This window comes from Methanothermobacter sp. K4, assembly GCF_022014235.1.
Taxonomy (GTDB): Archaea; Methanobacteriota; Methanobacteria; order Methanobacteriales; family Methanothermobacteraceae; genus Methanothermobacter.
In genome coordinates, this window is record NZ_JAKLTD010000002.1 from 341,707 (window position 1) to 365,631 (window position 23,925).

General features: G+C 49.2%; 22 protein-coding genes. 13 read left to right on the plus strand and 9 right to left on the minus strand.

Features of this window, described 5'->3' with window-relative positions:
* Positions 1 to 84 precede the first annotated feature (84 nt).
* Positions 85 to 657, plus strand: coding sequence for an archaeoflavoprotein AfpA (gene afpA, locus L5462_RS05490; protein ID WP_237779797.1), 573 nt, complete (start codon positions 85 to 87; stop codon positions 655 to 657).
* Positions 658 to 679: 22 nt separating this feature from the next.
* Here afpA and L5462_RS05495 read toward each other — a convergent pair whose 3' ends face one another.
* Both L5462_RS05495 and L5462_RS05500 read right to left on the minus strand, forming a co-directional pair.
* On the minus strand, positions 680 to 1,006 hold the full coding sequence (locus L5462_RS05495; protein WP_237779798.1) for a hypothetical protein: 327 nt from the start codon (positions 1,004 to 1,006) through the stop codon (positions 680 to 682).
* A gap of 72 nt (positions 1,007 to 1,078) precedes the next feature.
* Entirely contained in the window at positions 1,079 to 1,561 is a 483-nt protein-coding gene (locus tag L5462_RS05500; protein WP_237779799.1) for an adenosine-specific kinase, read from the minus strand.
* A 132-nt stretch (positions 1,562 to 1,693) separates the two neighbouring features.
* On the opposite strand from L5462_RS05500, the gene L5462_RS05505 reads away from it, so the two are divergent.
* The 8 genes from L5462_RS05505 (at position 1,694) to trxB (ending at position 11,017) form a co-directional block, all read left to right on the plus strand.
* Entirely contained in the window at positions 1,694 to 2,242 is a 549-nt protein-coding gene (locus L5462_RS05505) for a helix-turn-helix domain-containing protein (protein ID WP_237779800.1), read from the plus strand.
* Between the two features lie 10 nt (positions 2,243 to 2,252).
* Positions 2,253 to 3,932, plus strand: coding sequence for an AMP-binding protein (locus L5462_RS05510; protein ID WP_237779801.1), 1,680 nt, complete (start codon positions 2,253 to 2,255; stop codon positions 3,930 to 3,932).
* Positions 3,929 to 4,168: a 3-methyl-2-oxobutanoate dehydrogenase subunit VorC gene (gene vorC / locus L5462_RS05515; protein WP_237779802.1), complete on the plus strand. Its 240-nt coding sequence runs from the start codon at positions 3,929 to 3,931 to the stop codon at positions 4,166 to 4,168. Before L5462_RS05510 ends, vorC begins: the two co-directional genes overlap by 4 nt.
* Positions 4,149 to 5,207 carry a 3-methyl-2-oxobutanoate dehydrogenase subunit VorB gene (vorB, locus tag L5462_RS05520; protein ID WP_237779803.1) on the plus strand — a complete coding sequence of 353 codons (1,059 nt, stop codon included), beginning with the start codon at positions 4,149 to 4,151 and terminating at the stop codon, positions 5,205 to 5,207. The genes vorC and vorB overlap by 20 nt, the downstream gene beginning before the upstream one ends.
* Positions 5,200 to 6,636 (plus strand): 2-oxoacid:acceptor oxidoreductase family protein, encoded by a 1,437-nt coding sequence (locus L5462_RS05525; RefSeq protein ID WP_237779804.1) that lies wholly within the window; start codon positions 5,200 to 5,202, stop codon positions 6,634 to 6,636. Before vorB ends, L5462_RS05525 begins: the two co-directional genes overlap by 8 nt.
* Complete coding sequence (gatD, locus tag L5462_RS05530) at positions 6,636 to 7,943, plus strand: Glu-tRNA(Gln) amidotransferase subunit GatD (RefSeq protein ID WP_237779805.1); 1,308 nt, start codon at positions 6,636 to 6,638, stop codon at positions 7,941 to 7,943. Before L5462_RS05525 ends, gatD begins: the two co-directional genes overlap by 1 nt.
* A 4-nt stretch (positions 7,944 to 7,947) precedes the next feature.
* On the plus strand, positions 7,948 to 9,807 hold the full coding sequence (gene gatE, locus L5462_RS05535; protein ID WP_237779806.1) for a Glu-tRNA(Gln) amidotransferase subunit GatE: 1,860 nt from the start codon (positions 7,948 to 7,950) through the stop codon (positions 9,805 to 9,807).
* A gap of 301 nt (positions 9,808 to 10,108) precedes the next feature.
* The gene (trxB, locus tag L5462_RS05540) at positions 10,109 to 11,017 is read left to right on the plus strand and encodes a thioredoxin-disulfide reductase (RefSeq protein ID WP_237779807.1); all 909 of its coding nucleotides are present in this window, start codon (positions 10,109 to 10,111) and stop codon (positions 11,015 to 11,017) included.
* A 9-nt stretch (positions 11,018 to 11,026) separates the two neighbouring features.
* Here trxB and L5462_RS05545 read toward each other — a convergent pair whose 3' ends face one another.
* Positions 11,027 to 11,947 carry a restriction endonuclease gene (locus tag L5462_RS05545; RefSeq protein WP_237779808.1) on the minus strand — a complete coding sequence of 307 codons (921 nt, stop codon included), beginning with the start codon at positions 11,945 to 11,947 and terminating at the stop codon, positions 11,027 to 11,029.
* Between the two features lie 10 nt (positions 11,948 to 11,957).
* Positions 11,958 to 12,101, minus strand: a complete 144-nt coding sequence (locus tag L5462_RS05550; RefSeq protein WP_237779809.1) for a hypothetical protein — start codon at positions 12,099 to 12,101, stop codon at positions 11,958 to 11,960.
* A gap of 60 nt (positions 12,102 to 12,161) precedes the next feature.
* Between L5462_RS05550 and L5462_RS05555 the strand changes: the two genes are divergently transcribed.
* Both L5462_RS05555 and guaA read left to right on the plus strand, forming a co-directional pair.
* Positions 12,162 to 12,719, plus strand: coding sequence for a GMP synthase subunit A (locus tag L5462_RS05555; protein ID WP_237779810.1), 558 nt, complete (start codon positions 12,162 to 12,164; stop codon positions 12,717 to 12,719).
* 127 nt (positions 12,720 to 12,846) lie between these two features.
* On the plus strand, positions 12,847 to 13,773 hold the full coding sequence (guaA, locus tag L5462_RS05560; RefSeq protein WP_237779811.1) for a glutamine-hydrolyzing GMP synthase: 927 nt from the start codon (positions 12,847 to 12,849) through the stop codon (positions 13,771 to 13,773).
* A 1-nt stretch (position 13,774) separates the two neighbouring features.
* On the opposite strand, the gene L5462_RS05565 is transcribed toward guaA, so the two are convergent.
* From L5462_RS05565 to L5462_RS05575, 3 genes are all read right to left on the minus strand, one after another.
* Complete coding sequence (locus L5462_RS05565; RefSeq protein ID WP_237780027.1) at positions 13,775 to 14,221, minus strand: Lrp/AsnC family transcriptional regulator; 447 nt, start codon at positions 14,219 to 14,221, stop codon at positions 13,775 to 13,777.
* A gap of 130 nt (positions 14,222 to 14,351) precedes the next feature.
* Complete coding sequence (gene mgtA / locus L5462_RS05570) at positions 14,352 to 16,964, minus strand: magnesium-translocating P-type ATPase (RefSeq protein ID WP_237779812.1); 2,613 nt, start codon at positions 16,962 to 16,964, stop codon at positions 14,352 to 14,354.
* A gap of 89 nt (positions 16,965 to 17,053) precedes the next feature.
* The gene (locus L5462_RS05575; protein ID WP_237779813.1) at positions 17,054 to 17,200 is read right to left on the minus strand and encodes a hypothetical protein; all 147 of its coding nucleotides are present in this window, start codon (positions 17,198 to 17,200) and stop codon (positions 17,054 to 17,056) included.
* Positions 17,201 to 17,495: 295 nt separating this feature from the next.
* On the opposite strand from L5462_RS05575, the gene msrB reads away from it, so the two are divergent.
* On the plus strand, positions 17,496 to 17,951 hold the full coding sequence (gene msrB, locus L5462_RS05580) for a peptide-methionine (R)-S-oxide reductase MsrB (protein ID WP_237779814.1): 456 nt from the start codon (positions 17,496 to 17,498) through the stop codon (positions 17,949 to 17,951).
* 26 nt (positions 17,952 to 17,977) lie between these two features.
* Complete coding sequence (locus L5462_RS05585; RefSeq protein WP_013295920.1) at positions 17,978 to 18,208, plus strand: hypothetical protein; 231 nt, start codon at positions 17,978 to 17,980, stop codon at positions 18,206 to 18,208.
* Positions 18,209 to 18,287: 79 nt separating this feature from the next.
* On the opposite strand, the gene L5462_RS05590 is transcribed toward L5462_RS05585, so the two are convergent.
* On the minus strand, positions 18,288 to 18,647 hold the full coding sequence (locus L5462_RS05590) for a hypothetical protein (protein WP_237779815.1): 360 nt from the start codon (positions 18,645 to 18,647) through the stop codon (positions 18,288 to 18,290).
* A 117-nt stretch (positions 18,648 to 18,764) separates the two neighbouring features.
* Positions 18,765 to 23,870 (minus strand): cobaltochelatase subunit CobN, encoded by a 5,106-nt coding sequence (locus tag L5462_RS05595; RefSeq protein ID WP_255772533.1) that lies wholly within the window; start codon positions 23,868 to 23,870, stop codon positions 18,765 to 18,767.
* Positions 23,871 to 23,925: the final 55 nt, after the last annotated feature.

Sequence of the window (23,925 nt, forward strand, 5' to 3'; positions counted from 1 at the left end):
TTGAGAAGACTGCAAGGTCATGCCCAAATCATGCCATCATCTGCAACCCAAATTTGATTAATAAGTTCCAACATATTATGAATCATGACTGAAAAACTGACTGTTGCCTGGTGTATCACCGGGGCCGGGGAGAAACTGACTGAAACCTACGAAATAATGAAGGATATTAAAAAGATCTATGGGGACCGTATCAAAATCGACGTCTTCATATCCAAGGCAGGTGACCAGGTTGTCAAGTACTATGGCCTATACAGGGACCTTGAGACCAGCTTTGACAGGAAGTGGGTTGAGATAAACGCCAATTCGCCATTCCTTGCCGGGCAGGTCCAGCTTGGTAAGTATGACTTCATACTTGTGGCTCCCTGCACCTCCAACAGCACAGCCAAGATATCCCTGAGGATAGGGGATACCCTGGTTACAAATGCTGTTATAATGGCCCAGAAGGCATCTGTCCCTGTCTACATCATGCCATCGGACTACAGTGAGGGGAAGGTTATCACGACACTTCCAAACGGTAAGAAACTGGAACTCAAAATAACCAGGGAGGATGTTGAACACGTGAAGAGGATATCAGGGATGGATAAAACAGAGGTTTTCAGTGACCCCAGCAGGATCTACAAGATCTTTGAGGAGTGGACCTACCCCAAGGACCAATGAAAATTTAAAAAATGGATTTAAATTATTCCTGCAGTTCCTGGATGGTCACACCGTAGGTGTAGACCGTCATTCCCTCCTCTTCAGTCTGACTGAAGGGCGCTGTCCCCTTGAAGTAGGCCTTCACCTCACCGGTATCTGCGATGTTCATTGTGAGAGGTTCCATGTCGGTCATTGATTCAAAAAAGGCCATGGCGGCTTCTATATCCTCCTTATCCGGACTTTCAAATGTTATTGAGAGTGTACCTTTCTGTTTTTCCTTCATCCGGACCCTGTTCTGGTTTATTTCAAATATGTTTTCGCCCTTATTCTTGTTTCCGCTCTCCTTAACAAAAACCACTGTATCTGACATTTAAACAACCCCCGTATTATTATTGGACGGGGTGTTTAATATATTTTGGCCCTTCCTGATTATGTGACTCCACTAAAACTTGTATCCTATAAGGCGGAGGAACCTCTTTCTCTCGGCGATATCCTCCTCATCCTCTATACCCTCAGGTCTGCTGCCATCTATGACCCCCAGGATCCCCCTCCCCTGCTCTGTCTCGGCAATGATGACCTCAACGGGGTTTGCGGTGGCGCAGTAGATGTTAACAACCTCCGGAACATCCTTTACCCTCTGCAGTATGTTTATGGGGAAGGCTTCCCTGAGGAACACTATGAACGAGTGCCCTGCCCCAATTTCAAGAATGGTCTCTGCTGCAAGCTCCTCAAGTTCCTCATCATTTCCAGCATGCCTCACGAGGCAGTCCCCGGATGCCTCGGCAAATGCCACCCCAAATTTTGCCTGGGGGACCGTGTTCACAATGGCCTCATAGATGTCCTCAACAGTCTTTATGAAGTGGCTCTGCCCGAGTATCAGGTTCAGGTCCTCCTGGGGCTCTATCCTGACCGTCTTTATCTCCATGAAAAGACCTCCTCTCAATATATTTATTATGTGTAACTTAAATCATTAAGGGAGGAGAAATGTATTTAAGGCAGAAGACATTTATCATTAATAATCATTATTATTTTTTTCTGGCACTGATGAGGTGTAACCATGAAAGAGAAAAGTAAGGAGATTGGTTCCCGTGTAAGGGAACTGAGGGAACTTTCAGAAGTCACGGAAGATGAAATGGCCAGTTACCTGAACATTGATGTGGAGACCTACCGCCGCTATGAGACCGGAGAGGAGGACATCCCGGCAAGTATACTCTTTGAGATAGCCCACAAGCTGGGCGTTGACATGGGACTTCTGCTCACAGGTGAGGAGACAAGGATGCACATCTTCACCGTCACCCGTAAGGGTAAGGGGGTGGAGGTTGAGAGGAGGAAACAGTACCGCTACGAGAACCTGGCAGAGAAGTTCATTCACAAAAAGGCCGAACCATTCATAGTTACAGTGGAGCCCCGTGACGGAAAACCGAAGACCAACAGCCACCCTGGACAGGAATTCAACTACGTCCTGGAGGGGCGCATAAGGTTTTACATACATGACAATGAGATAATACTGAATGAGGGGGACTCAATATTCTTTGACTCATCATATGAACATGCCATGGAGGCCCTGGACGGTAAAAGGGCCAGATTCCTTGCAATAATAATGTAGAGGTGTGCCAATGACTGCTCTCATACATGAATTCGTTAACCGTGTTGAATTTGACTCCTACGAGGATTTCCATGATAATTTCCAGATAAAGATACCTGAAAACTTCAACTTCGCATACGACGTTGTCGATCGCTACGCAGAGATTGAACCTGATAAGACAGCCATCGTCTGGTGCAATGACACTGGAGATGAGAAAACAATCACATTCAGGGAGCTTAAGGAACTCTCAGACAGGGCGGCCAGTTTCTTCACCAGGGAGGGTATAGGGAAGGGTGACACTGTCATGCTGACCCTCAAGGCAAGGTACGACTTCTGGTACTCCCTCCTGGGACTCCACAAGATAGGCGCCATTGCAATACCAGCCACACACATGCTCAAGGAGAAGGACATCGTCTACCGTATAAGGGAAGCCGATATAAAGATGGTTGTCTGCATAGCAGAGGACGGTGTACCTGATGTATTTGACAATGCCATTGATGAACTCGGGGCAGACATTAAAAGGGTCATCGTCGGTGACCTTGAAAGGGAAGGATGGATAAACCTCAGGGAGGAACTCAGCAATATCCCCGGGGACTTCCAGGCCCCTGAAGATCGCCCCGGAGGAGGGGATACTCTGCTTGTGTACTTCTCATCAGGTACAACAGGTATGCCAAAGATGATAGAGCACGACCACACCTACCCCCTCGGCCACATAATAACCGCAAAGTACTGGCAGAACGTCAGGGAGGACGGCCTCCACTACACCGTCGCAGATACAGGCTGGGCCAAGGCCATGTGGGGACAGATCTATGGACAGTGGATAGCCGGAAGCGCCGTCTTTGTCTACGATTATGATCGTTTTGACCCTGAGAAGATGCTTGAGAAGCTTGAAATGTATGACATAACAACCTTCTGCGCCCCTCCAACCATATACAGGTTCCTCATAAAGGAGGACCTCTCACGCTACGACCTATCAGGTATAGAATACGCGGTAACAGCGGGGGAACCCCTCAACCCCGAGGTCTTTGAGAGGTTCAAGGAGCACACAGGCCTTGAGCTCATGGAGGGCTTCGGCCAGACAGAGTGCGTTGTGTGCATAGCAAACTTCCCCTGGATGGAACCAAAGCCTGGCTCAATGGGCAAACCATCACCAGGCTACCAGGTTGAACTTGTGGACAGGAACGGTGAACCCGTGGACGTGGGTGAAGAGGGCGAGATAGTCATAAAAACGGAGGATGGTAAACCGATAGGACTCTTCAACGGCTACTACAGGAACCCTGAGAAGACATCAGAGGTATGGCACGACGGCTACTACCACACAGGGGATACAGCCTGGATGGACGAGGACGGATACCTGTGGTTCGTTGGGAGAACCGACGACATAATCAAGAGTTCAGGTTACCATATAGGACCCTTTGAGGTTGAAAGCGCCATCATATCCCACCCATCGGTCCTTGAATGTGCAGTTACCGGCTACCCAGACCCCATAAGGGGACAGGTTGTCAAGGCAACCGTGGTACTTGCAAGGGGATATGAACCATCAGAGGAACTGAAGAAGGAGATACAGGACCATGTGAAAAGGGTGACAGCACCCTACAAGTACCCCAGGATAGTTGAATTTGTTGAGGAGCTACCCAAGACAATAAGCGGTAAGATAAGGCGTGTTGAGATCAGACAGCATGACCTTGAAGGAGACGGTGAAAACCAATGAAGAAGGCCTACCCGGTAATAAACAGGGTCGAATGCAAGGCATGCGAGCGATGCATAATCGCATGCCCCAGGAAAGTGCTTTACATGAGCAGCAGGATCAACGAGAGGGGCTACCACTACGTTGAGTACCGTGGCGAGGGATGCAATGGCTGCGGAAACTGTTACTACACCTGCCCCGAGATCAACGCAATAGAGGTCCACATAGAGAGGTGTGAAGATGGCGACACAGATGGTTAAGGGTAACACCGCCGTGATAATAGGGGCCATGTATGCAGGCTGCGACTGCTACTTCGGCTACCCCATAACACCAGCAAGCGAGATACTGCACGAGGCCTCAAGGTACTTCCCCATGGTCGGGAGGAAGGTTGTACAGGCGGAATCAGAGGAGGCAGCCATAAACATGGTGTACGGTGCAGCAGCAGCCGGCCACAGGGTCATGACAGCATCCTCAGGGCCAGGTATGAGCCTCAAACAGGAGGGAATATCCTTCCTTGCAGGCGCAGAGCTCCCTGCGGTCATCGTGGATGTCATGAGGGCCGGACCTGGACTCGGAAACATCGGACCCGAGCAGGCAGATTACAACCAGCTGGTGAAGGGCGGTGGACATGGAAATTACAGAAACATCGTCCTTGCACCCAACAGTGTACAGGAGATGTGCGACCTCACAATGGAGGCCTTTGAGCTGGCAGACAAGTACAGGAACCCTGTTATAGTGCTCGCAGATGCCGTCCTGGGGCAGATGGCAGAGCCCCTCCGCTTCCCTGAAAGGGCCGTGGAGCACAGGCCAGACACATCATGGGCTGTCTGCGGCAGCAGGGAAACCATGAAGAACCTCGTAACCTCCATATTCCTTGACTTCGATGAACTCGAGGAGTTCAACTTCTACCTCCAGGAGAAGTACGCGGTGGTGGAGGAGAATGAGGTGAGATACGAGGAATACATGGTTGAGGATGCTGACATTGTACTCGTGGCGTACGGTATAAGCAGCAGGGTCGCGAAGAGCGCAGTTGACATGGCACGTGCAGATGGTATAAAGGTGGGTCTTCTGAGGCCCATAACGCTCTTCCCCTTCCCCTCAAGGAGGATTGGGGAGCTTGCAGAGGGTGGCTGCACCTTCATATCAGTTGAGATGAGCAGCGGCCAGATGAGGGAGGATATAAGGATGGCCTCCAGCTGCAGGGATGTTGAACTCGTAAACAGGATGGGTGGAAACCTCATAGAACTGAGGGATATACTCAGGAAGATCAGAGAACTCGCGGGGGAATCCAATGACTAAAAAGGTAATCAGAAAACCAGATTCACTCCACGATGTATTCAAGAGGAAGGGTGGAAGCGCACCCACAGCCACACACTACTGTGCAGGCTGCGGCCATGGAATACTCCACAAACTCATAGGTGAGGCCATTGATGAACTGGGTATACAGGAGCGTTCAGTCATGATAAGCCCTGTTGGCTGTGCAGTTTTCGCCTACTACTACTTTGACTGCGGAAACGTCCAGGTGGCCCATGGAAGAGCCCCCGCGGTGGGTACAGGGATATCACGTGCAGAGGACGATGCCGTGGTCATGCTCTACCAGGGCGACGGGGACCTCGCATCCATCGGCCTCAATGAGACGATACAGGCCGCGAACCGTGGTGAAAAAATGGCGGTCTTCTTTGTCAACAACACCGTCTACGGCATGACCGGGGGCCAGATGGCGCCAACAACCCTCATAGGTGAGGTTACAGTTACCTGTCCCGGTGGGAGGGACCCCCGGTACGCAGGTTACCCACTACATATGTGTGAACTCCTCGACAACCTCCAGGCCCCTGTTTTCATAGAGAGGGTCTCCCTTGCAGACCCAAAGAGCATAAGGAAGGCTAAAAGGGCTGTTAAAAGAGCCCTTGAAATCCAGAGGGACGGGAAGGGCTATGCATTCGTTGAGGTACTATCCCCATGTCCCACAAACCTCAGGCAGGACGCCGAGGGCGCTGAAAGATTCCTTAAGGAGGAAATGGAAAAGGAATTCCCTGTGAAGAACTTCAGGGACCGCTCATTCGAGACAGAACCCCTCATAAGGTCAGAGAGCGACTTCTCAAGGGAGAGCCTGGACCGTATATTCCAGATAAGGGAGGACTCTGTGCCAGACCCTGTGGATGACCCGGAATTTCCAGAGGTACGGGTTAAGATCGCGGGTTTCGGTGGGCAGGGAGTCCTGAGCATGGGGCTGACACTGGCCCAGGCAGCCTGCAGTGAGGGAAGACACACATCATGGTACCCAGCCTATGGGCCCGAACAGAGGGGAGGTACATCCAGCTGTGGAGTTGTTATATCAGGTGAAAGGGTGGGTTCACCGGCAGTTGACACACCAGACGTCCTCGTGGCCTTCAACCAGCCATCCATAGATGAATTTGCAGGTGATGTCAGGGAGGGTGGTACTGTCCTCTACGACACTGCAACCGCAGATTTCAGGAAAAAGGATAATGTCAGGGCCATAGGTGTGCCGGCCCTTGAAATAGCAAAGGAACACGGCACCGGAAGGGCTGCCAACACCGTCATGCTGGGTGTTATGATGGCCCTTGGAATCACAGGCCTCCATGAGGAATCCTTCAGTGAGGCCATAAGGTTCACCTTCTCTGGTAAGGATAAAATAATAGACATGAACCTTAAAATACTCGAGGCCGGTGCAGAGTGGGCCAGGAAGAACCTTGAGGGGGAATTTTAATGCCATACCATGGATCAGCCAGGAGATTCCTTGAATCAGCCTCAATAGATGTGGGGGACACCGTCAGGGTGGAGAAACCCGATGTGACCTATGAGGGTATGGTACTGGACCGTGCAGATGATGCAGATGACAGGCACATCGTCCTGAAACTCAAAAACGGGTACAACATTGGAGTTGAAATCAGTGACGCTAAAATAGAACTCATTGAGAGGGGTTCAGAGCCAAAAATAGAGCTCCCCCCGGTTGATGTGATTGAGGACCCCCAGCTGCCAGACATATCCATAATATCAACGGGCGGTACCGTTGCATCAATAATAGACTACCGTACAGGTGCTGTGCACCCGGCCTTCACCGCAGATGACCTTCTACGGGCCAACCCAGAGCTCCTGGACATGGCAAACATACGGGGTAAGGCCGTCCTGAACATCCTCAGTGAAAACATGAAACCCGAATACTGGGTTGAAACCGCAAGGGCCGTTTACAGGGAGATAGATGATGGTGCAGATGGTGTTGTTGTCGCACATGGAACCGACACCATGCACTACACATCCGCCGCCCTCAGCTTCATGCTTCAGACGCCAGTACCGGTGGTCCTAACAGGCGCCCAGAGGAGTTCAGACAGGCCATCATCAGATGCAAGCCTCAACATACAGTGCTCGGTGAGGGCCGCCACCTCTGATATAGCTGAGGTCACCGTCTGCATGCATGCAACCATGGATGACCTCACCTGCCACCTCCACAGAGGAGTGAAGGTGCGGAAGATGCACACCTCAAGGAGGGACACCTTCAGGAGCATAAATGCCCTCCCCCTCGCAGAGGTAACACCCGGGGACATCAAAATACTTGACGATGATTACAGGAGGAGGGGTTCATGTGAACTGGAACTCCATGACAGGGTTGAGGAGAGGGTTGCCCTCATAAAGAGTTACCCTGGAATGTCCCCTGAGATCATAGAATGGCACCTGGAGAGGGGCTACAGGGGACTGGTAATGGAGGGTACAGGCCTCGGCCACTGCCCCGACACACTGATACCGGTACTCAGGGAGGCCCATGATATGGGGGTCCCAGTTGCCATGACATCCCAGTGCCTCAATGGAAGGGTCAACATGAACGTCTACAGCACAGGAAGGAGGCTACTCCAGGCAGGTGTCATACCCTGCGCAGATATGCTCCCGGAGGTCGCCTACGTAAAGATGTGCTGGGTCCTGGGACAGACAGATGAACCCGAAGGGGTGCGTGAAATGATGATGGATAACATTGCAGGGGAAATCAACGAGAGGACATCCATAGCATACTTCAGGGGTTGATCAGATGAACTGGGATGAGATAGGGCTCAAAATGGGTCTCGAGATACACCAACAGCTTGATACAGAGAGCAAACTCTTCTGCCCCTGCAGAACAGAACTCATTGATTCAGAACCTGACCACGACATAGTGAGGAACCTCAGACCAACCCAGAGCGAACTCGGGAAATTTGACAGGGCAGCCTTCGAGGAGGCCATGAGGAAACTCCACTTCCACTACGAGAACTACGATGATGGAACATGCCTCGTTGAGGCAGATGAGGAGCCACCCCACCCCCTCAACAGGGAGGCCCTCGAACTTGCAGTTACAATCGCACTCCTCCTTAACATGAGGGTTGTGGATGAATTCCACACCATGAGGAAGCAGGTCATCGATGGCAGCAACACCGGCGGCTTCCAGAGGACGGGTCTTGTTGCAACCGACGGCCACCTTGAAACACCACAGGGGACTGTTAAAATAGAGAACCTCTGCCTTGAGGAGGACGCCGCAAGGAGGATCAGGGAGACAGGGGATGGTGTTGTATTCAGACTGGACCGCCTGGGCATACCCCTCGTTGAGATAACCACCGACCCATCCATCAGTGACCCCCATCAGCTCAGGGACGTCGCATACCAGATAGGCCAGGTGCTGAGGAGCACCCGCGTTAAGAGGGGCCTCGGGACCATAAGGCAGGACCTCAACATATCCATACGTGAGGGAGCCAGAGTCGAAGTGAAAGGTGTCCAGGACCTTGAACTGATCCCTGAGATAGTTGAGAGGGAGGTCAGGAGGCAGCTGAAACTGGTTGAGATAAGAAACACCCTCAGAGAGAGGGGCGCGTCGGTTGATGGGGATCTGGTTGATGTCTCAGAGGTCTTCAGGGATACAGACTCAAAGATAATATCCTCAGCAGAGTCAGTGCTCGCTGTTAAACTCAGGGGCTTCCATGGACTGATAGGAACCGAAATACAGCCAGGAAGACGTTTAGGTACAGAGATGGCTGACTATGCAAAGAAGAGGGGTGTTAAGGGAATATTCCACACCGATGAACTCCCGGCCTACGGCATAACCCCCGAGGAGGTTAAAGCCCTAAGGGAAGCCCTTGATGCCTCAGATGAGGATGCAGTGGTCCTGGTGGCCCATGATAGGGAGACAGCGGAGAATGCCATCAGTGAGGTCATCAAACGTGCCAGGATGGCCATTGAGGGCGTGCCTGAGGAGACCAGGAAGGCCCTTCCCGACGGCAACACCCAGTACCTCAGGCCACTTCCAACCTCAAGCAGGATGTACCTTGAAACAGACATACCACTCTTCAGCATAGAAGAGGAATTCATCGCAGGGATCCGGGAGAACCTCCCTGAACTTCCCTCAGAGAAGAAGGAGAGGCTCATAGGGGATTATGGCCTCAGTGAGGACCTGGCGTCCCAGCTTGTTAAGAGGAACCTTGTTGAGGAATTCGAGGTCCTCGCAGAGTTCAGGGTTGATGTGACCGTGATAGCATCACTCCTCGCCTACACCCTCAGGGAACTTGGAAGGGAGGGCCATGATATGGGCAGTATTGGTATTGAGGAACTCAGAGACGCCATCAGACTCCTTGAGGAGGGTAAGGTGTCAAAGGATGCCCTCAGGGACATAGTTGCCTGCATGGCCGATGATGGTGTAACAGCAGGAGAAGCTGCAGAGAAACTGGACCTCCTGCTCCTCACAGAGGATGAAGTTGAGGCTGTGATAGATGAGATCATTGAGCTTAACCACGAAATGATCCAGGAGAGGGGTATGGGTGCAATGGGGCCCCTGATGGGTCAGGCCATGGGTAGGCTGCGTGGCAGAGCCGATGGTAAGGTTGTAAACAGGATACTGAACTCAAAAATCCGCGAAAGACTCTAGAAACCTCAAATTTTAAAATTTTTTTCACCAAAAAGAAAATTATAGACCAATTACCTTTTTAATGTAAGTTAAATCCAATCTTAGTCCTGGGGACTCCACATAGTCCTTTTGGTGATTCATTTACTGAAATCCAAGAGTTAGAATTTAATATGGACCTCATTGGAGATGTCCCCAGTAAGTCATTCACTGAAATCTTTATCAGAGTAGAGTCCAATGCAGGCTTCAATGGATACCCCCAGTAAGTCATTCACTGAAATCTTTATCTCAAGCAAAAACCAAGATAAACCCTGAAGGTGGTATGATGACTGATTATGACATAATCATTATAGGGGCTGGCCCCGCAGGACTAACAGCAGGTATCTACGGTGGAAGGCAGGGAAGTCGTGTCCTCATGCTTGATAAGGGCCCCGCAGGTGGACTGGGCCTTGAGGTCCCCATGATGGAGAATTACCCTGGCTTTGAGATGATAGCCGGGATGAGCCTTGTCACCAAAATGAAGAAACAGGCCACAAAGGTTGCTGAGCTCAGGGAAATGGAGGAGGTGAAGGAGATAGAGAAGGATGACGTATTCACAGTCAGGACCTCAAGGGACACCTACACAGCCTCCGCACTGATCTTTGCAACAGGGAGCAAACACAGGCAGCTGGGTGTGCCCGGCGAGAATGACCTCCTTGGAAGGGGTGTGTGTTACTGTGCAACCTGTGACGGCCCACTCTACAAGGGCAGGAAGGTCCTCATGGTTGGTGGGGGAAACAGCGCGGCCCAGGAGGCGGTATTCCTCAAAAACATAGGCTGTGATGTCAGTATAATCCACAGGAGGGATGAACTGAGGGCCGACAGGTACCTCCAGGAAAAGCTGAAGGAAATGGATATCCCTGTGATATGGAACTCTGTTGTAACCGAGATAAGGGGTGATGATAGGGTTGAGGAGGTAATGATACACAACCGTGTAACAGGTGAGGATGAGGCCCTGAAAGTTGATGGGATATTCATATCAATAGGCGAAGAGCCCCTCAATCAGCTCGCAGTTGAACTGGGTGTTGAGGTAGATGATGGTGGCTACATCATAACAGATAAAAGACAGAGGACAAACATCCCCCTTGTATACGCCGCAGGGGATATCACAGGGGGCCTGAACCAGTGGGTAACGGCATGTGCAGAGGGTGCTATTGCAGCAACCTACGCCTACAGTGAAATACAGAGACTCTAAAAGGTCTCCTCATTCAGAAAAATAATCATTATCAATCTTTTTAACAGAGTAGGAGGCCACCTCAGCTACACCCACACCATGTTCAATCATATAGTTCGCCATCTGCATACCATCAATTAGCACTATCCTGCTATCAATTTTGGAGACATATTCCCTTGCACCCTCCGTGAAATCCGATGTGGTTATGAATATGCCCTTTCCTGCCCTCTTACCCTGCAGTGCACCCACAAATTTCTGGATCTCGGGGCGGGACACTGAACTGTTCCACCTTTTCGCCTGTATGTAGATAACGTCAAGTCCCAGTCTGTCCTCCTTTATTATCCCGTCGACGCCACCGTCCCCCTGCCTGCCAATGGCACTCCCTGCATCCTCCCTGGATCCTCCATACCCCATCCTTACAAGCAGATCCACAACAAGTCGTTCAAAGAATTCAGGTGAGCTGTTCCTGACTATATCCAGGATTTCGGCTGCGAGACCCTTCCTGAGTTCATCATAGGCCCTTTCAAGTCTCTCCTCAGGGGTGAGCCTCTCCCTCCTTGAATTGGTTCTTTTTGGACACCTTTTACGGCTCTTCCTTGGTTTACCTGATCCCTCACGAAACTCTGCAAATTCAGGGAATTGCATCAGAAAATCAACGCCAATGCCGGGGGGATCCTCCTTAAGAACCTCCAGTCCGCGCTCTGTGATATTAAAAAATCCCCTTTTCCTTGATTCAAGAAGACCCGCCTTCTTGAGGTATGTCTTGGCCCATGAAACCCTGCTTCTGAACTTTGGCGAACCACTTGGCATTAGTTCGTTTAAATCGTCCAGAGATAACTGGAACTCCTCTGCAAGTTTTTCTATGGACCCATTTAAACTCTGCTCTCCCTCAGCTGCCAGCCTCAGGAGGGGTAACATTATATCCTGAAAATCAGGAACCGCTATATGCACCCCTCCAGTATCATCTTCCCTCTCTGAGGAAGACGTATATCACATAGGCTATTATAAGAACCACTATAACCGGCAGCAACCAGATAAGAACATAGAATGCCACAACCGCAAGTACAAGTGCAACCAGAATGTAAATTATATCTATGGCCTCCATAATATTTAATTATCCAATTAAATATAAATAGATTTTTAGAATCAGACAGGGAGAATGTTTATGATACTCATCATCAACAATCACGGCCAGTACAACCACAGAATACACAGGACACTCCGGTATCTCCAGATACCATCCAGTCTCGTGCCCAACACAACACCGCTGGATGAGATCATCTCAATGGAACCAGATGGCCTCATACTCGGCGGCGGCCCATCACTCGAGATGGCAGGTAACTGTGTTGAATACATCCAGAAACTCGATATCCCGATACTGGGTATCTGCCTGGGCCACCAGCTCATAGCCCTTGCATATGGGGGAGAGGTTGCAACCGCCGAGGCAGAGAGCTACGCCCAGATAGAACTGGAGATACTGGACGAGGATGACATATTCCGGGGCCTCGGCCCCAGGATGAGTGTTTGGGCCTCCCACAAGGACGAGGTTAAGAGGCTCCCCGAGGACTTCGATGTGCTTGCAACCTCGAGCATATGTGAGGTGGAGGCCATGAAACACCATGAGAAGCCAGTCTACGGTATACAGTTCCACCCTGAGGTCCACCATACACAGGATGGCCACAGGGTCTTTGAGAACTTCCATGAGGTCTGTAAGAACCTCTAAGAGAATTCATTTCATGACAGGAGCTCCCGACATCAGTCGAAGAGTAAGGTTTCATAAAAGGCTGACCTTAACATTAAATAGGATCCTCACAAATAATTAAACCAATCATTTTTATCCGGTGATATTAATGCTGAATCCATCTGATTTTATTCAGGAAGCTGTGGAAGAGATAAGAAATACTGTGGGTGATGAAAAGGCAATAATAGCACTCTCAGGAGGAGTTGACAGTTCCGTGGCCTCTGTACTTGCAGGTAAGGCCATAGGTGATAACCTGACAGCGGTCTTCGTTGACCACGGACTCCTCAGGGAGGGTGAGGCAGAATACGTGAAGAAGACCTTCAGCGAGAGGCTTAACTTCCGCTACATTGATGCATCAGACGAGTTCCTGGGGGAACTTGAGGGTGTGACAGACCCTGAGGAGAAACGTAAGATAATCGGGAGGGTCTTCATTGAGGTCTTTGAACGCGTGGCAGAGGAGATAGGTGCAAGGTACCTGGTGCAGGGTACCATAGCCCCCGACTGGATCGAGAGCGAGGGTAAGATAAAATCCCACCACAACGTTGCACTCCCCCATGGACTGGTGCTTGAGATAGTGGAACCCATAAGGGAACTGTACAAGGATGAGGTGCGGGAAATTGGCCTTGAACTCGGCCTTCCCCGTGAGATGATTCAGAGGCAGCCATTCCCCGGTCCTGGACTGGCGGTGAGGATCGTGGGTGAGATAACCAGAGAAAAAATAGGGATATGCAGGAGGGCCAACGCCATCGTGGAGGAGGAGGTCCTTGAAAGCGGGCTCCATGAGAGCCTCTGGCAGTACTTTGCTGTGCTCACAGACACCATGGTGACCGGTGTTAAGGGTGATGTGAGGGACTTCGGCTATCTCGTGGTGATAAGGATGGTTGAATCCCTTGATGCAATGACTGCCAGTGTCCCTGAACTCCCCTGGGAACTTGTGAAGAGGATATCAAAGCGTATAACCTCTGAGATACCCGAGGTTACACATGTGGCGCTTTCTGTGAGTGATAAGCCACCAAGCACCATTGAATTTGCCTGAATCAGATTTTTGAAATTTTTGGGACATCCTCTTTTATTCTTTCCATTACTATCATCTCAGTGAGGTCCTCCACACCATCGATGTGTCTTATCTTATCATTTATGATGTCATTGAGCTCCCCTATATCTGAGCCCCAGACCTTTATCAGGAGATCGTATTCGCCTGATACACTGTAAACCTCTGAGACCTCATCGAGTTCTGAGAGACTGAGCTTAACATCCTCATGTTTCTCGGACTCTGTCTGTATGATTATAATGGCCGTTATACCGAGACCCACCTTCTGCCAGTCTGGTATCATGGTGTAACGTTTTATAACCTCCCCCTCCAGTTTTTTCAGTCTATTTGATACCGTGGCATCAGGGGCTCCTATCTCCTCGGACATCCTTGATATTGTTATCCGGGAGTTCCTCATGAGGCATTGGAGTATTGCAAAATCCAGGTCATCCATTTCCAATCAGACTCTCCTTTTACCATAAAATAATCCAGTGCATACTATCACCCTACTGTTTTATATACCTTCCCTTCCTGTGGGTTTAATCAAGTAAAAACGGTGTTAGAAAAAATAAAGTGGGTGATGATCACAGCCATTTACCATACCTTCCCATGTAGACCCTCTTGAGGGCCTGGGTGAGCACCGCATAGCCGGTGAGTATAATAACGAGCCATATGAAGTACTCTCCTGGAAGGGGGACCATGCCGATGGATGATCCTATGGCCGTGAATGGGACGATGATCCCTGTCGCCATTATTAGGGCCGTTAAGATCATCACCGGCTTTGCCGCCCTGCTCTGGATGAACGGTATCTTCTCAGTCCTTATCATGTGAACTATGAGTGTCTGTGAGAGGAGGCCCTCAATGAACCATCCTGACTGGAAGAGTGCCTGCTCTGGCACCGTGTTTGCTGAGAACACGAACCACATGACAAGGTATGTTACTATGTCGAATATCGAGCTGATGGGACCTATGAGAATCATGAACCTTCCAAGGTCACTGGCATCCCATTTCCTTGGAACCTTAAGGAACTCAGGGTCCATTCCATCCCAGGGTATGGATATCTGTGAGATGTCATAGAGCAGGTTCTGTAGGAGGAGCATCACCGGCATCATTGGGAGGAAGGGGAGGAAGGCACTGGCAACAAGTACGCTGAAAACGTTTCCAAAGTTTGAGCTTGCAGTCATCTTTATGTACTTCATTATGTTCCCGAAGGTCCTCCTTCCCTCAAGGACCCCCCTCTCCAGTACCATGAGGCTCTTCTCAAGTAGGATGATGTCAGCGGATTCCTTTGCAACATCAACTGCGCTGTCAACGGATATGCCCACATCGGCCTCCCTGAGGGCCGGCGAATCATTTATACCGTCACCCAGGAAACCCACGGTGTGCTTCATCTTAATGGCCCTTATTATCTTTGCCTTCTGAAGTGGTGATACCTTTGCAAATATCGCTGTATCCTCTGCTGCCTCAGATATCTCCTCCAGGGTCATATCCTCTATCTCATGGCCAAACAGCACCCTATCATATTGGAGGCCAACCCTTCTGCATATGTTTCCTGTGACGTGTTCATTGTCACCTGTTATTATCTTAACCTCAACTCCATGTTTCCTCAGGGCCTCTATGGCCTTTCTGGCTGATTCCTTGGGTGGATCAAGGAAGGCCAGGTATCCGACAAGGATCATTTCATCCTCGTCCTCCACGGTGAAGTTATCCTTTGGTGGAAGACCCCTCTTCTCTGCAACTGCAAGGACCCTGAATCCATCCATGTTAAGTTTTGTGACATTCCCCTGAACCTCATCCTTTATCTCCCTGGTTAGATCCACGATTTCTCCATTGTACCTTGCAGCTGAGCATATCTCGAGCATTTCCTCAACCGCGCCCTTTGTCACCATGAGGATCTCATCGCCATCGCTCAGTATAACTGACATCCTGCGCCTTGAGAAGTCAAAGGGGATCTCATCGATCTTGGTGAAATTCTTCCTGACTTCATTGAAGCCTCTTTCATCCCCGAATTCTATTATTGCCTCATCCATGAGGTTCTTCAGTCCTGTCTGGTAGCTGCTGTTGAGGTATCCGTATCTGAGTACCCTTTCATCCTCCCTTCCATGGATGTCCAGGTGGAGTTCAAGCACAACCCTGTCGAGGGTCAGTGTGCCTGTCTTGTCTGTGCAGAGTACATCCATTGCCCCGAAGTTCTGTATTGACTCTATCCTCTTTACAATGGTTTTCTTGCGGGCCATGGCCATGGCTCCCCTTGCAAGATTTGTTGTGACGATCATGGGGAGCATTTCAGGTGTCAGTCCCACTGCAATTGAGACTGCAAAGAGGAGGGCCTCCACCCAGTCACCCTTTGTTATCCCGTTTATGAGGAAAACCACCGGGACCATGAAGACCATGAATCTTATGAGGAGCCAGCTTACGCTGTTAACCCCCTTCTCGAAACTTGTAACGGGTCTTTTTCCTGATATGTCCTTCACTATGGTGCCGAACTGTGTACTGTCACCTGTGAAGATTACAACTGCCAGTGCACTTCCACTCACAACGTTTGTGCCCATGAAGCAGATATTTTCCAGTTCAAATATGTTCCCGGTGACTTCAGTTGTTATATGAAACTTTTCCACCGGCTCAGATTCCCCTGTGAGTACCGACTGGCTTACGAAGAGGTCCTTGGCTGATATTATCCTAACATCAGCCGGGACCATATCCCCTGCTGAGAGATGTATGAGGTCCCCGGGGACAAGTTCTGAAAATTCCACCTCCCTTCTTCCGCTGTCCCCTCTGATGACGGTTGCAGTGGTTTTAACCATTTTCTTCAGCTTCTCCGCCTCCAGTGTGGAGCGGTACTCCTGGGAGAACCTCAGTACCCCGCTTATAAGTACCATTGTGGTTACAACTATCACCACCTTGAAGTCGGGTTCTGAAGCCATTATAACATCAGTTACAAGTGATATCAGGCCAATTGCAACCAGTATGCCTATAAATGGGTTTATGAAGGACCTTAAAAGGTGTGAGTACCATTTTAGGGGTTTTTCATGTGAAACCTCATTTCTACCGTACCTTTCAAGTCTTTCTACGGCTTCCCTCTCTTCAATTCCCTCAGGGGATGATTTTAATGATTCCAGGAGTTCATTTATATCCATTGAGGAGTATTTGAGTAACCTTGAATTCTTTGAGTCCATCCTTTCATTTCTTTTTATCATGATCCAGCCCCCTTGAAGATAGCTATCGCTGGATAAAATGTCATGCGAAAATATCTGAGTTGAAAAATCCCTTTTATGATAGTTTAGAATCAGAGGGCCTTCATTCTGTGAATCTTGTAAAGCAGTATGGGGTCCTTTATGAAATTATGCACCACTACCACGGAGATGATAACATTATATGGAATCCGGCCCACTGAGAGTGAATATCCGCCCGAACCATCATCATCCATATCCATGTTATCACCTCCACTTAACCATGTTAACTTGGAATTATACCATATGACTTATAAACTTTTTGGTATTTTACCAATTAATCATGCTTGTAATGGTCTTTTACCATTATTTTTAAATATGAAACTGGAAAGTCCATCGTTTCTCTGGAAACTGCGATCGACTGAATCTCAGAAAGGACACATATGCAGAGAGAAAAAGGTTCAGAGGATAATTTCAGTGATGAATTATCAGAAATTAATGAAAAAACCCCAGTATCCTCATATAATCTAATATACATTTAAGAACATATTTCCACTCATGAGTGAAAAAATCCCCATATTCTCCGCTGCAAGTGGAAATGTTGAGATGGTTGAAAAAATCGAATTAACCGTTGAGGAGTGGCGGGAGATACTCGAACCCGAGGCCTTCCGTGTTGCAAGGTGTGGGGGCACAGAACCCCCATTCACAGGCAAATACCATGACTTCCATGGTGACGGTATATACCGCTGCGTATGCTGCGGCACGGACCTCTTTGACTCAGAAACCAAATTCGATTCAGGCACAGGATGGCCAAGCTTCTATGACGCTATATCAGAGTACAATGTGAAGCTGAGGGAAGACCGGAGCCTTGGAATGGTGCGCTGTGAGGTCCTCTGCGCAAGGTGTGGCGCCCACCTTGGCCACGTCTTCGATGACGGCCCCCAGCCAACCGGTAAGAGGTACTGTATGAACTCAGCGGCACTTAAATTCATCCCAAGGAACCAGATACGCTGATGCTTAAAAAAGTCTGGGGGTATTTAATGGCTGAGGACTTCGGAAGGTACTGGGTGGCTGGGCTCATAATGGCCGTCGCAGGTGGTATGCTGAACACCCTCACCTACATCATAGGAACCTGGAGGCCGGAACAATACCCAGAGTGGCTGCTGGGAATACTCACAGGTGCCATTGGGATAACCATGTTCATCCTCGTACCATGGATCTACGGGCGCCTCGTGGAGTTCATATACATGAGGTTCATAGCCAGGAGCTGAATAAAACTGTAGGATACACACCTGGTGTACATGTAACCCGCCACGAATACTTGATAGAGGAGCTGAATAAAACTGCAGGCTAGACACCCATCATTGAAGCCGCCTCGTTGAGGATCTCATTGGCCTCATTTATCATGAGCCCCGCATGGACAAAATGGTCATCATCACCATCATCGTAGAACCTCATGAACTCCCTCAGAGAATCACGATAAATTCCCGCCGCCCTGAGGATCCTGCTGTGCACACCCTCAAGTCCTGCATCAGGAACCTCAAACCTTATATCATTGAATATTTCACTTAAAGAACGCTCTATATCCATGAATTCATCTTTGAGTTCCTCAGGATTCTTCCCGCCCTTCAGAAGAAGAAGGTTACCCCTGAAGCGGTTCACATTGTACCCTATCTTCTGGACACACCTTTCCATAGTTTTAGTGTACATAGGACCTCCCCATTTTAATCTAGTGCTTTTCTGAAAAATAGATTTGCACAACATCACTTCGCTATAGAAAGATATAAAGAAGATGCGACTGTAAGTTCGCAAGAAATGAATCGGGTTTCAGTAGGGCTTCCTTCTGAGTCCCATGAAATAACCCGCCCCAACAAGGGCTACGAGGACCAGAACACCCAAAATAGCATAAAGTGGAAGTCCCGTGGCCTGATACGACCGGGTTCCCCTTTCATGGATTTCATACGATTTTCCAGAGCCTTCTGAACCTGGAGATGATTCATCTGACCCTGACCCAGCATCCTGTGATTCTCCATGAGCCCCCGGACCTTCAGGTTGAGTTACTGAGTTCTCTGATACGCTACTGCCACTGTTGTCAGTCTGAGGATTACTTCCGGGGGTTGAACCGTGCTCACCACCCCCGGAAGGGTTTTCAGCTGGTGCAAATGCTGCATTCATTGTGGCGGCATATAACCTTGATTTAACCCTCGCAAGGAGATCCGGATTCAGGTACTGCATGGCCCACTCCATCATTGCGATGTTACCGCAGCTGCAGTCACAGCAGGCAACACCATACTCTGCAATTGAAGAGGCCCACCTGCTGGCAATGTCCCTGACCGTCTTCTCATCTGCATGCCAGTAGCCGCTGTGTATGGCCGTAAGCATTGTCCCTGTTATGCTGATCATAGCATAGGCCCTATCGCCTGTTGAAAGCCACTTTGAAACTCCAACACCATACTTATCCCTGATGTAAACATCATATGCAGTCTCCCACATCCACTCAGAAACTGAGCCTGGTCTTGTCACCTGCCATCCCCAGAGGTTACTTATGAACTTTCTTGACATGTATCTGGCGCCGCTGTAACCCTCATTCATCATGCCCCTGATCCATTCAGGGTTATAGTAGCGTGAAGCCATCTCCCTCGCCATGTAGCTCTCAAGTGATAGGACTCCTGGATTTGATCTTGTGGCATAGTTGAGCACATACATTGAGGGTGCATATCCATTTACCCTCTCAAGGGCCATCGAGAGCCCTCCCCAGTAATCAAAGAAGTCATCATTATCCAGCACACCATAGAGATTCGTGTTTCTACTGGTGAATACCTGTGAGATGCCCTGAAGCGTCCTTCTGAATACTGCCGGGTTTGATGTTCCCCACCTGGTTGACGAATAGATGTTGCCCATGCGGTTAAGGTAAAAGTCCGCGAGCTCAGTTCTGTTCTCCCAAGTCCAGCTTAACTCGGCGGATTTGGATATGCCTACACCATAGTCATTCTCAGGTGGAGCGAATATCCTTGATATTGCCCATTCCCCTGCCTCTCTGGGGGTGAAGTTAAGTGAAATGTAGTACTCAAAGTCCTCAACCCAGTGCTTTGCCACGTAATTTTCATCAAGGGGTTCACTGCCAAGTCCATAGAACCCTATGGGCTGGAGCACAGCATCAAGTGCATCCTGGAGGCTACTTCCATATTTCCTCCGAAGGAGGGGGTTACTCAGCACTGTGTAGTAGGACCTTGCAAGGGCTGTCCTGAACGCCTTATCAAGGAGTCCAGCCTGCCTGCTGTAAAGGTCACGGAAGAGTCCGCTTGTTACTATAACCGCATCGATTCTCCTTTTAGTCCATCCACTGGGTCTCACAAGGTCCTTAAGCTCAACGTACGCTGGCATCTCCTTCAGTTTCTGGCCACCAACACCTGCACTGGGACTGTCCGACCACCTGGGTTCCATTCCCAGAAGGTAGAGAACCATTGAAATAAGGGCCCCATCGTCACGTGCAGTTTCAACGCACCATATACCCACAGCGACCTTCTCGGTTGTATCGTTTATGCTCTGAAGAAGGAGAAGTGCAAGGGTCTTACCATACTCCCATGCAGCCACTGTTGGGATCTCAGCTGCCTGATCCTGGAAGAAGTTCCTGCCCGTTGGCAGGACATCCGGATTGCTCACCGGATCAGCCCCGGGGCCCGGATCAATGAATCTAGCATCAAGTGCCTCCAGAAGGGCCTTAACCTCATTTTCAGTGCTTTCATGTATTGCGTCAATGTAATGAACTGCCCTCTGAAGTACAGCAACCAATCTGTCACTGGGCGTTGCTGTGATGGATTTAATGGTCGCATTAAGGCCCGAGCTTATAATACTCTGGATTATAGACACACATTTATCCTGAACAGAGCTCCTCTGAGATGCTGTGAGATTACTGTAGGGTTTTCCATAGAGAAGAAGTGCCATCTCATCATGGAGACTTGTCTCGATGGTTGGTGATACACTGAAGGGTACAGACAGGATCGATGTGACAAGCATCGCCACCTCCTCACTGGTCCAGTTTTCGCCTATCGCATGTAGACCATGAGGATAGAGAGTGCTCTGAAGACCCTCAAGATAGGCTTCAAGTCTGGATACAAGCTCTTCATCTCTAAGATTTGCTATTGAGGTCCCCAGGTATGTTTCAATGATGTTCTGAAGCTTATTCTCCCTTATGATATCGTGAATCCTGTTGATGATCACTGATCTCTGATCCTCCGTTGCTCCATCATACTGCTGGATGAGGGTTGCGAGTGCCCCATAACCCCCATAAAGAGCTGTGAATACCATTGGGGGTGTTAGGTGGTCTATTATAACCGCTGAACCCCTTCTTTTTGCCTGAATACCCTCAGCAAGTCCGTCGACAATGTAATAGTATATCTGGGGTATGTTACCTTCAACAACCTCCGGAAAGTCATAGGTTGCAAGGAGGACCTCCTTTCCCGGGAGCCACTCATAGGTTGCATGGCGACCCATGTGCACCATGGCATTGACGTTCTCCTGGATATACCTGTAAACTGCAAGGTACTGATGTGGTGGTGCAACAGCCATGCTGTGGTAGAGCTTGGAGATATCCCCCTCCCATCCCCTCTGTGGTTCGGGACATATGAATATGTTTCCGAACCATATGCCAGGGATCACAAAGTACTCTGTGCCATTTCTTGTTACTGTCATCACATTCCCAGGGGCATCACCCCAGCCACAGAGGCCGCTGATGTTCAGTGCAAACCACTGCCTCTTAAGTGAGAGGAACTGATTATAGTATGAAATGTTCCCTGTTCTGACGTAATTTCTGAGAATCGCCACAATATTATCAAGGAGGGAGACTGCCCTCAGGGTCTGGTTATCCGGTAAAAGGGCCATCATGCTCTGATACCATGAGTCGATGCGTGAGTCCATATCATGGCATCCAAGATTAACAGCCCTCCTGCATAGTTCACCTATGTAACCCACAGGGCCCTCAACAACCTGGACCCTTGTCATGTTATCCAGTGATGAGAACCATGCCATGTATTCACTTACAGAGTAGAGCACAGCATCAGGGGTATTTGCAAGCCTCTCAACCTCCCCCTGTGCCCAGGAGGCAACGTTTATACCTCTCTCAAGTATAAGTTTGAGGAGTTCTGCTGTGCTGGAGGGAATGTTCTCAACAGAATAACCGTTCTCCTTAAGGATTCTGAGTATATTCAGAATGCTTGTGGGAACATCAAGGTAACTGGATCCCACATTATTCTTGCCAGGGGGATAGTTATAGTAGATAAGTGCAACCCTCTTTTCAGAATCCGGGAGTTTGCCAAGCATCACCCAGTTTCTCACGGTGAGGGTAACATCCCTTATGTTCTCATTTATCACCTGATATAAACTGTACCTCAGACCTGTAATGGGATCTGTGACCGGTTCTGATTTTGTTGCGACAAGTGCTGGGTCCATGTTTCCCTGCGCCTCTGGAACTGCAATGTGCCACCATCTGTCACCCGTAATCTGTCCAAGACCAAGTGTGCCAAGCTCCCAGTCACTGAGGGTAAGATGATCAGAATGAACTGCCTTGAATACCGGGACATTGAGGGCTTCGAAGAATCTGGTTACATTGGTGAACTCTTCTCCCCCGAGTCCATATGCGAGGAGGTTTACCACAGCATCAACGTATACTGTGTAATTCCCTGGTGATGCAAGGAAACTGGCAGTATCCGGTGCATCTGTAAATGATTTCACCATGACATCAAGCTGCGAAGGGGTTGCACCTGCCGCCACGACGGGTATGACATTGAGGTTCAGGGCTTCAAATGCATCTATGAGTGCGTAGTATGGCTGGAGCATCTGATTACCCACATAGAGGGTACTTTCAATTATACCAACACATCCAGCTGCATCCGCCCTCCAGTGATCCCTCATATACTGTGTCAGGTTCCCATACCATCCATCCCTGTAGATACCGTATTCATATTCACCGGATGCACACCATGATGGCTCCTTCCAGAAGCCAGTATCTGGAACACCAACCCTGCTAAGGGCCCAGAGAATCATGTTTTCGGCTGCTTTCCTGTTGAGTATGTCCTTGTAGAGCACCGCCCTGTTATAGTCGTCTGGAAAGCCCGAATGCAAGGTATAGTTAAGTACTGATTCATAGGCCGTCCCTCTCTTTGTATTCATATAATAGTCCATTAGGGTGTCTGCTGGAAATGTGCCGAGTATGTAAGTGCCAAGGACATTCGAGTACCTCATGAGGTTAACATTGGAAGGATTTGATGACACTGCCGGTTCAAGAATAAGAAACATTCCGCCAGCTTTAACGGTCACCTCGGGATGGGCGGTGATTATACTCTGCAGTGCTGATGATACAGAGTCACTCAGCCACCCCCCTATGAATATGTCACACGATGACAGCAGGTTCAGGAGTTCATTTTCACTCATACCAGTAATCTGGCTGTTACTTCTTATTTGGATGATAACATTTTCAGCGATGGGCTGATAGCCAAGTATATTATTGCCATGTACCGCCTGATTCATGATGAGTGCCTGTGACTCGTCGGTTACTATCAAAACAAGAATTTTACCGGGTTTTTTAACCATGAATAATGCTTCATAGGTGTTGTCTGTTTCGTTCAATTCTTCAACACTGTTATCAGGATCAACAACCACCTGAAGCCTGTGAATACCCACACCCACAGGAGTCCAGTTAAACACCACATCACCCACACAACCAGCACCAAGAGACGAAACAACCACAGAAGACACAGGAACACCATTATCCACAAGAAGAACACGAAAAGTCCCTGAAGCAAGTACCCCATTATTTTTTAGGGTTAAAAGAAGGGAATATGTCCTGTTTACCTCAAATGATGTGACTGATGCTTTCATTAAGTGAGGAATGAGATTTGGAAGTGGGCTTCCAGAACTGACGGTAATGTTGATCATGTTGTCTGTTTCGTTCAATTCTTCAACACTGTTATCAGGATCAACAACCACCTGA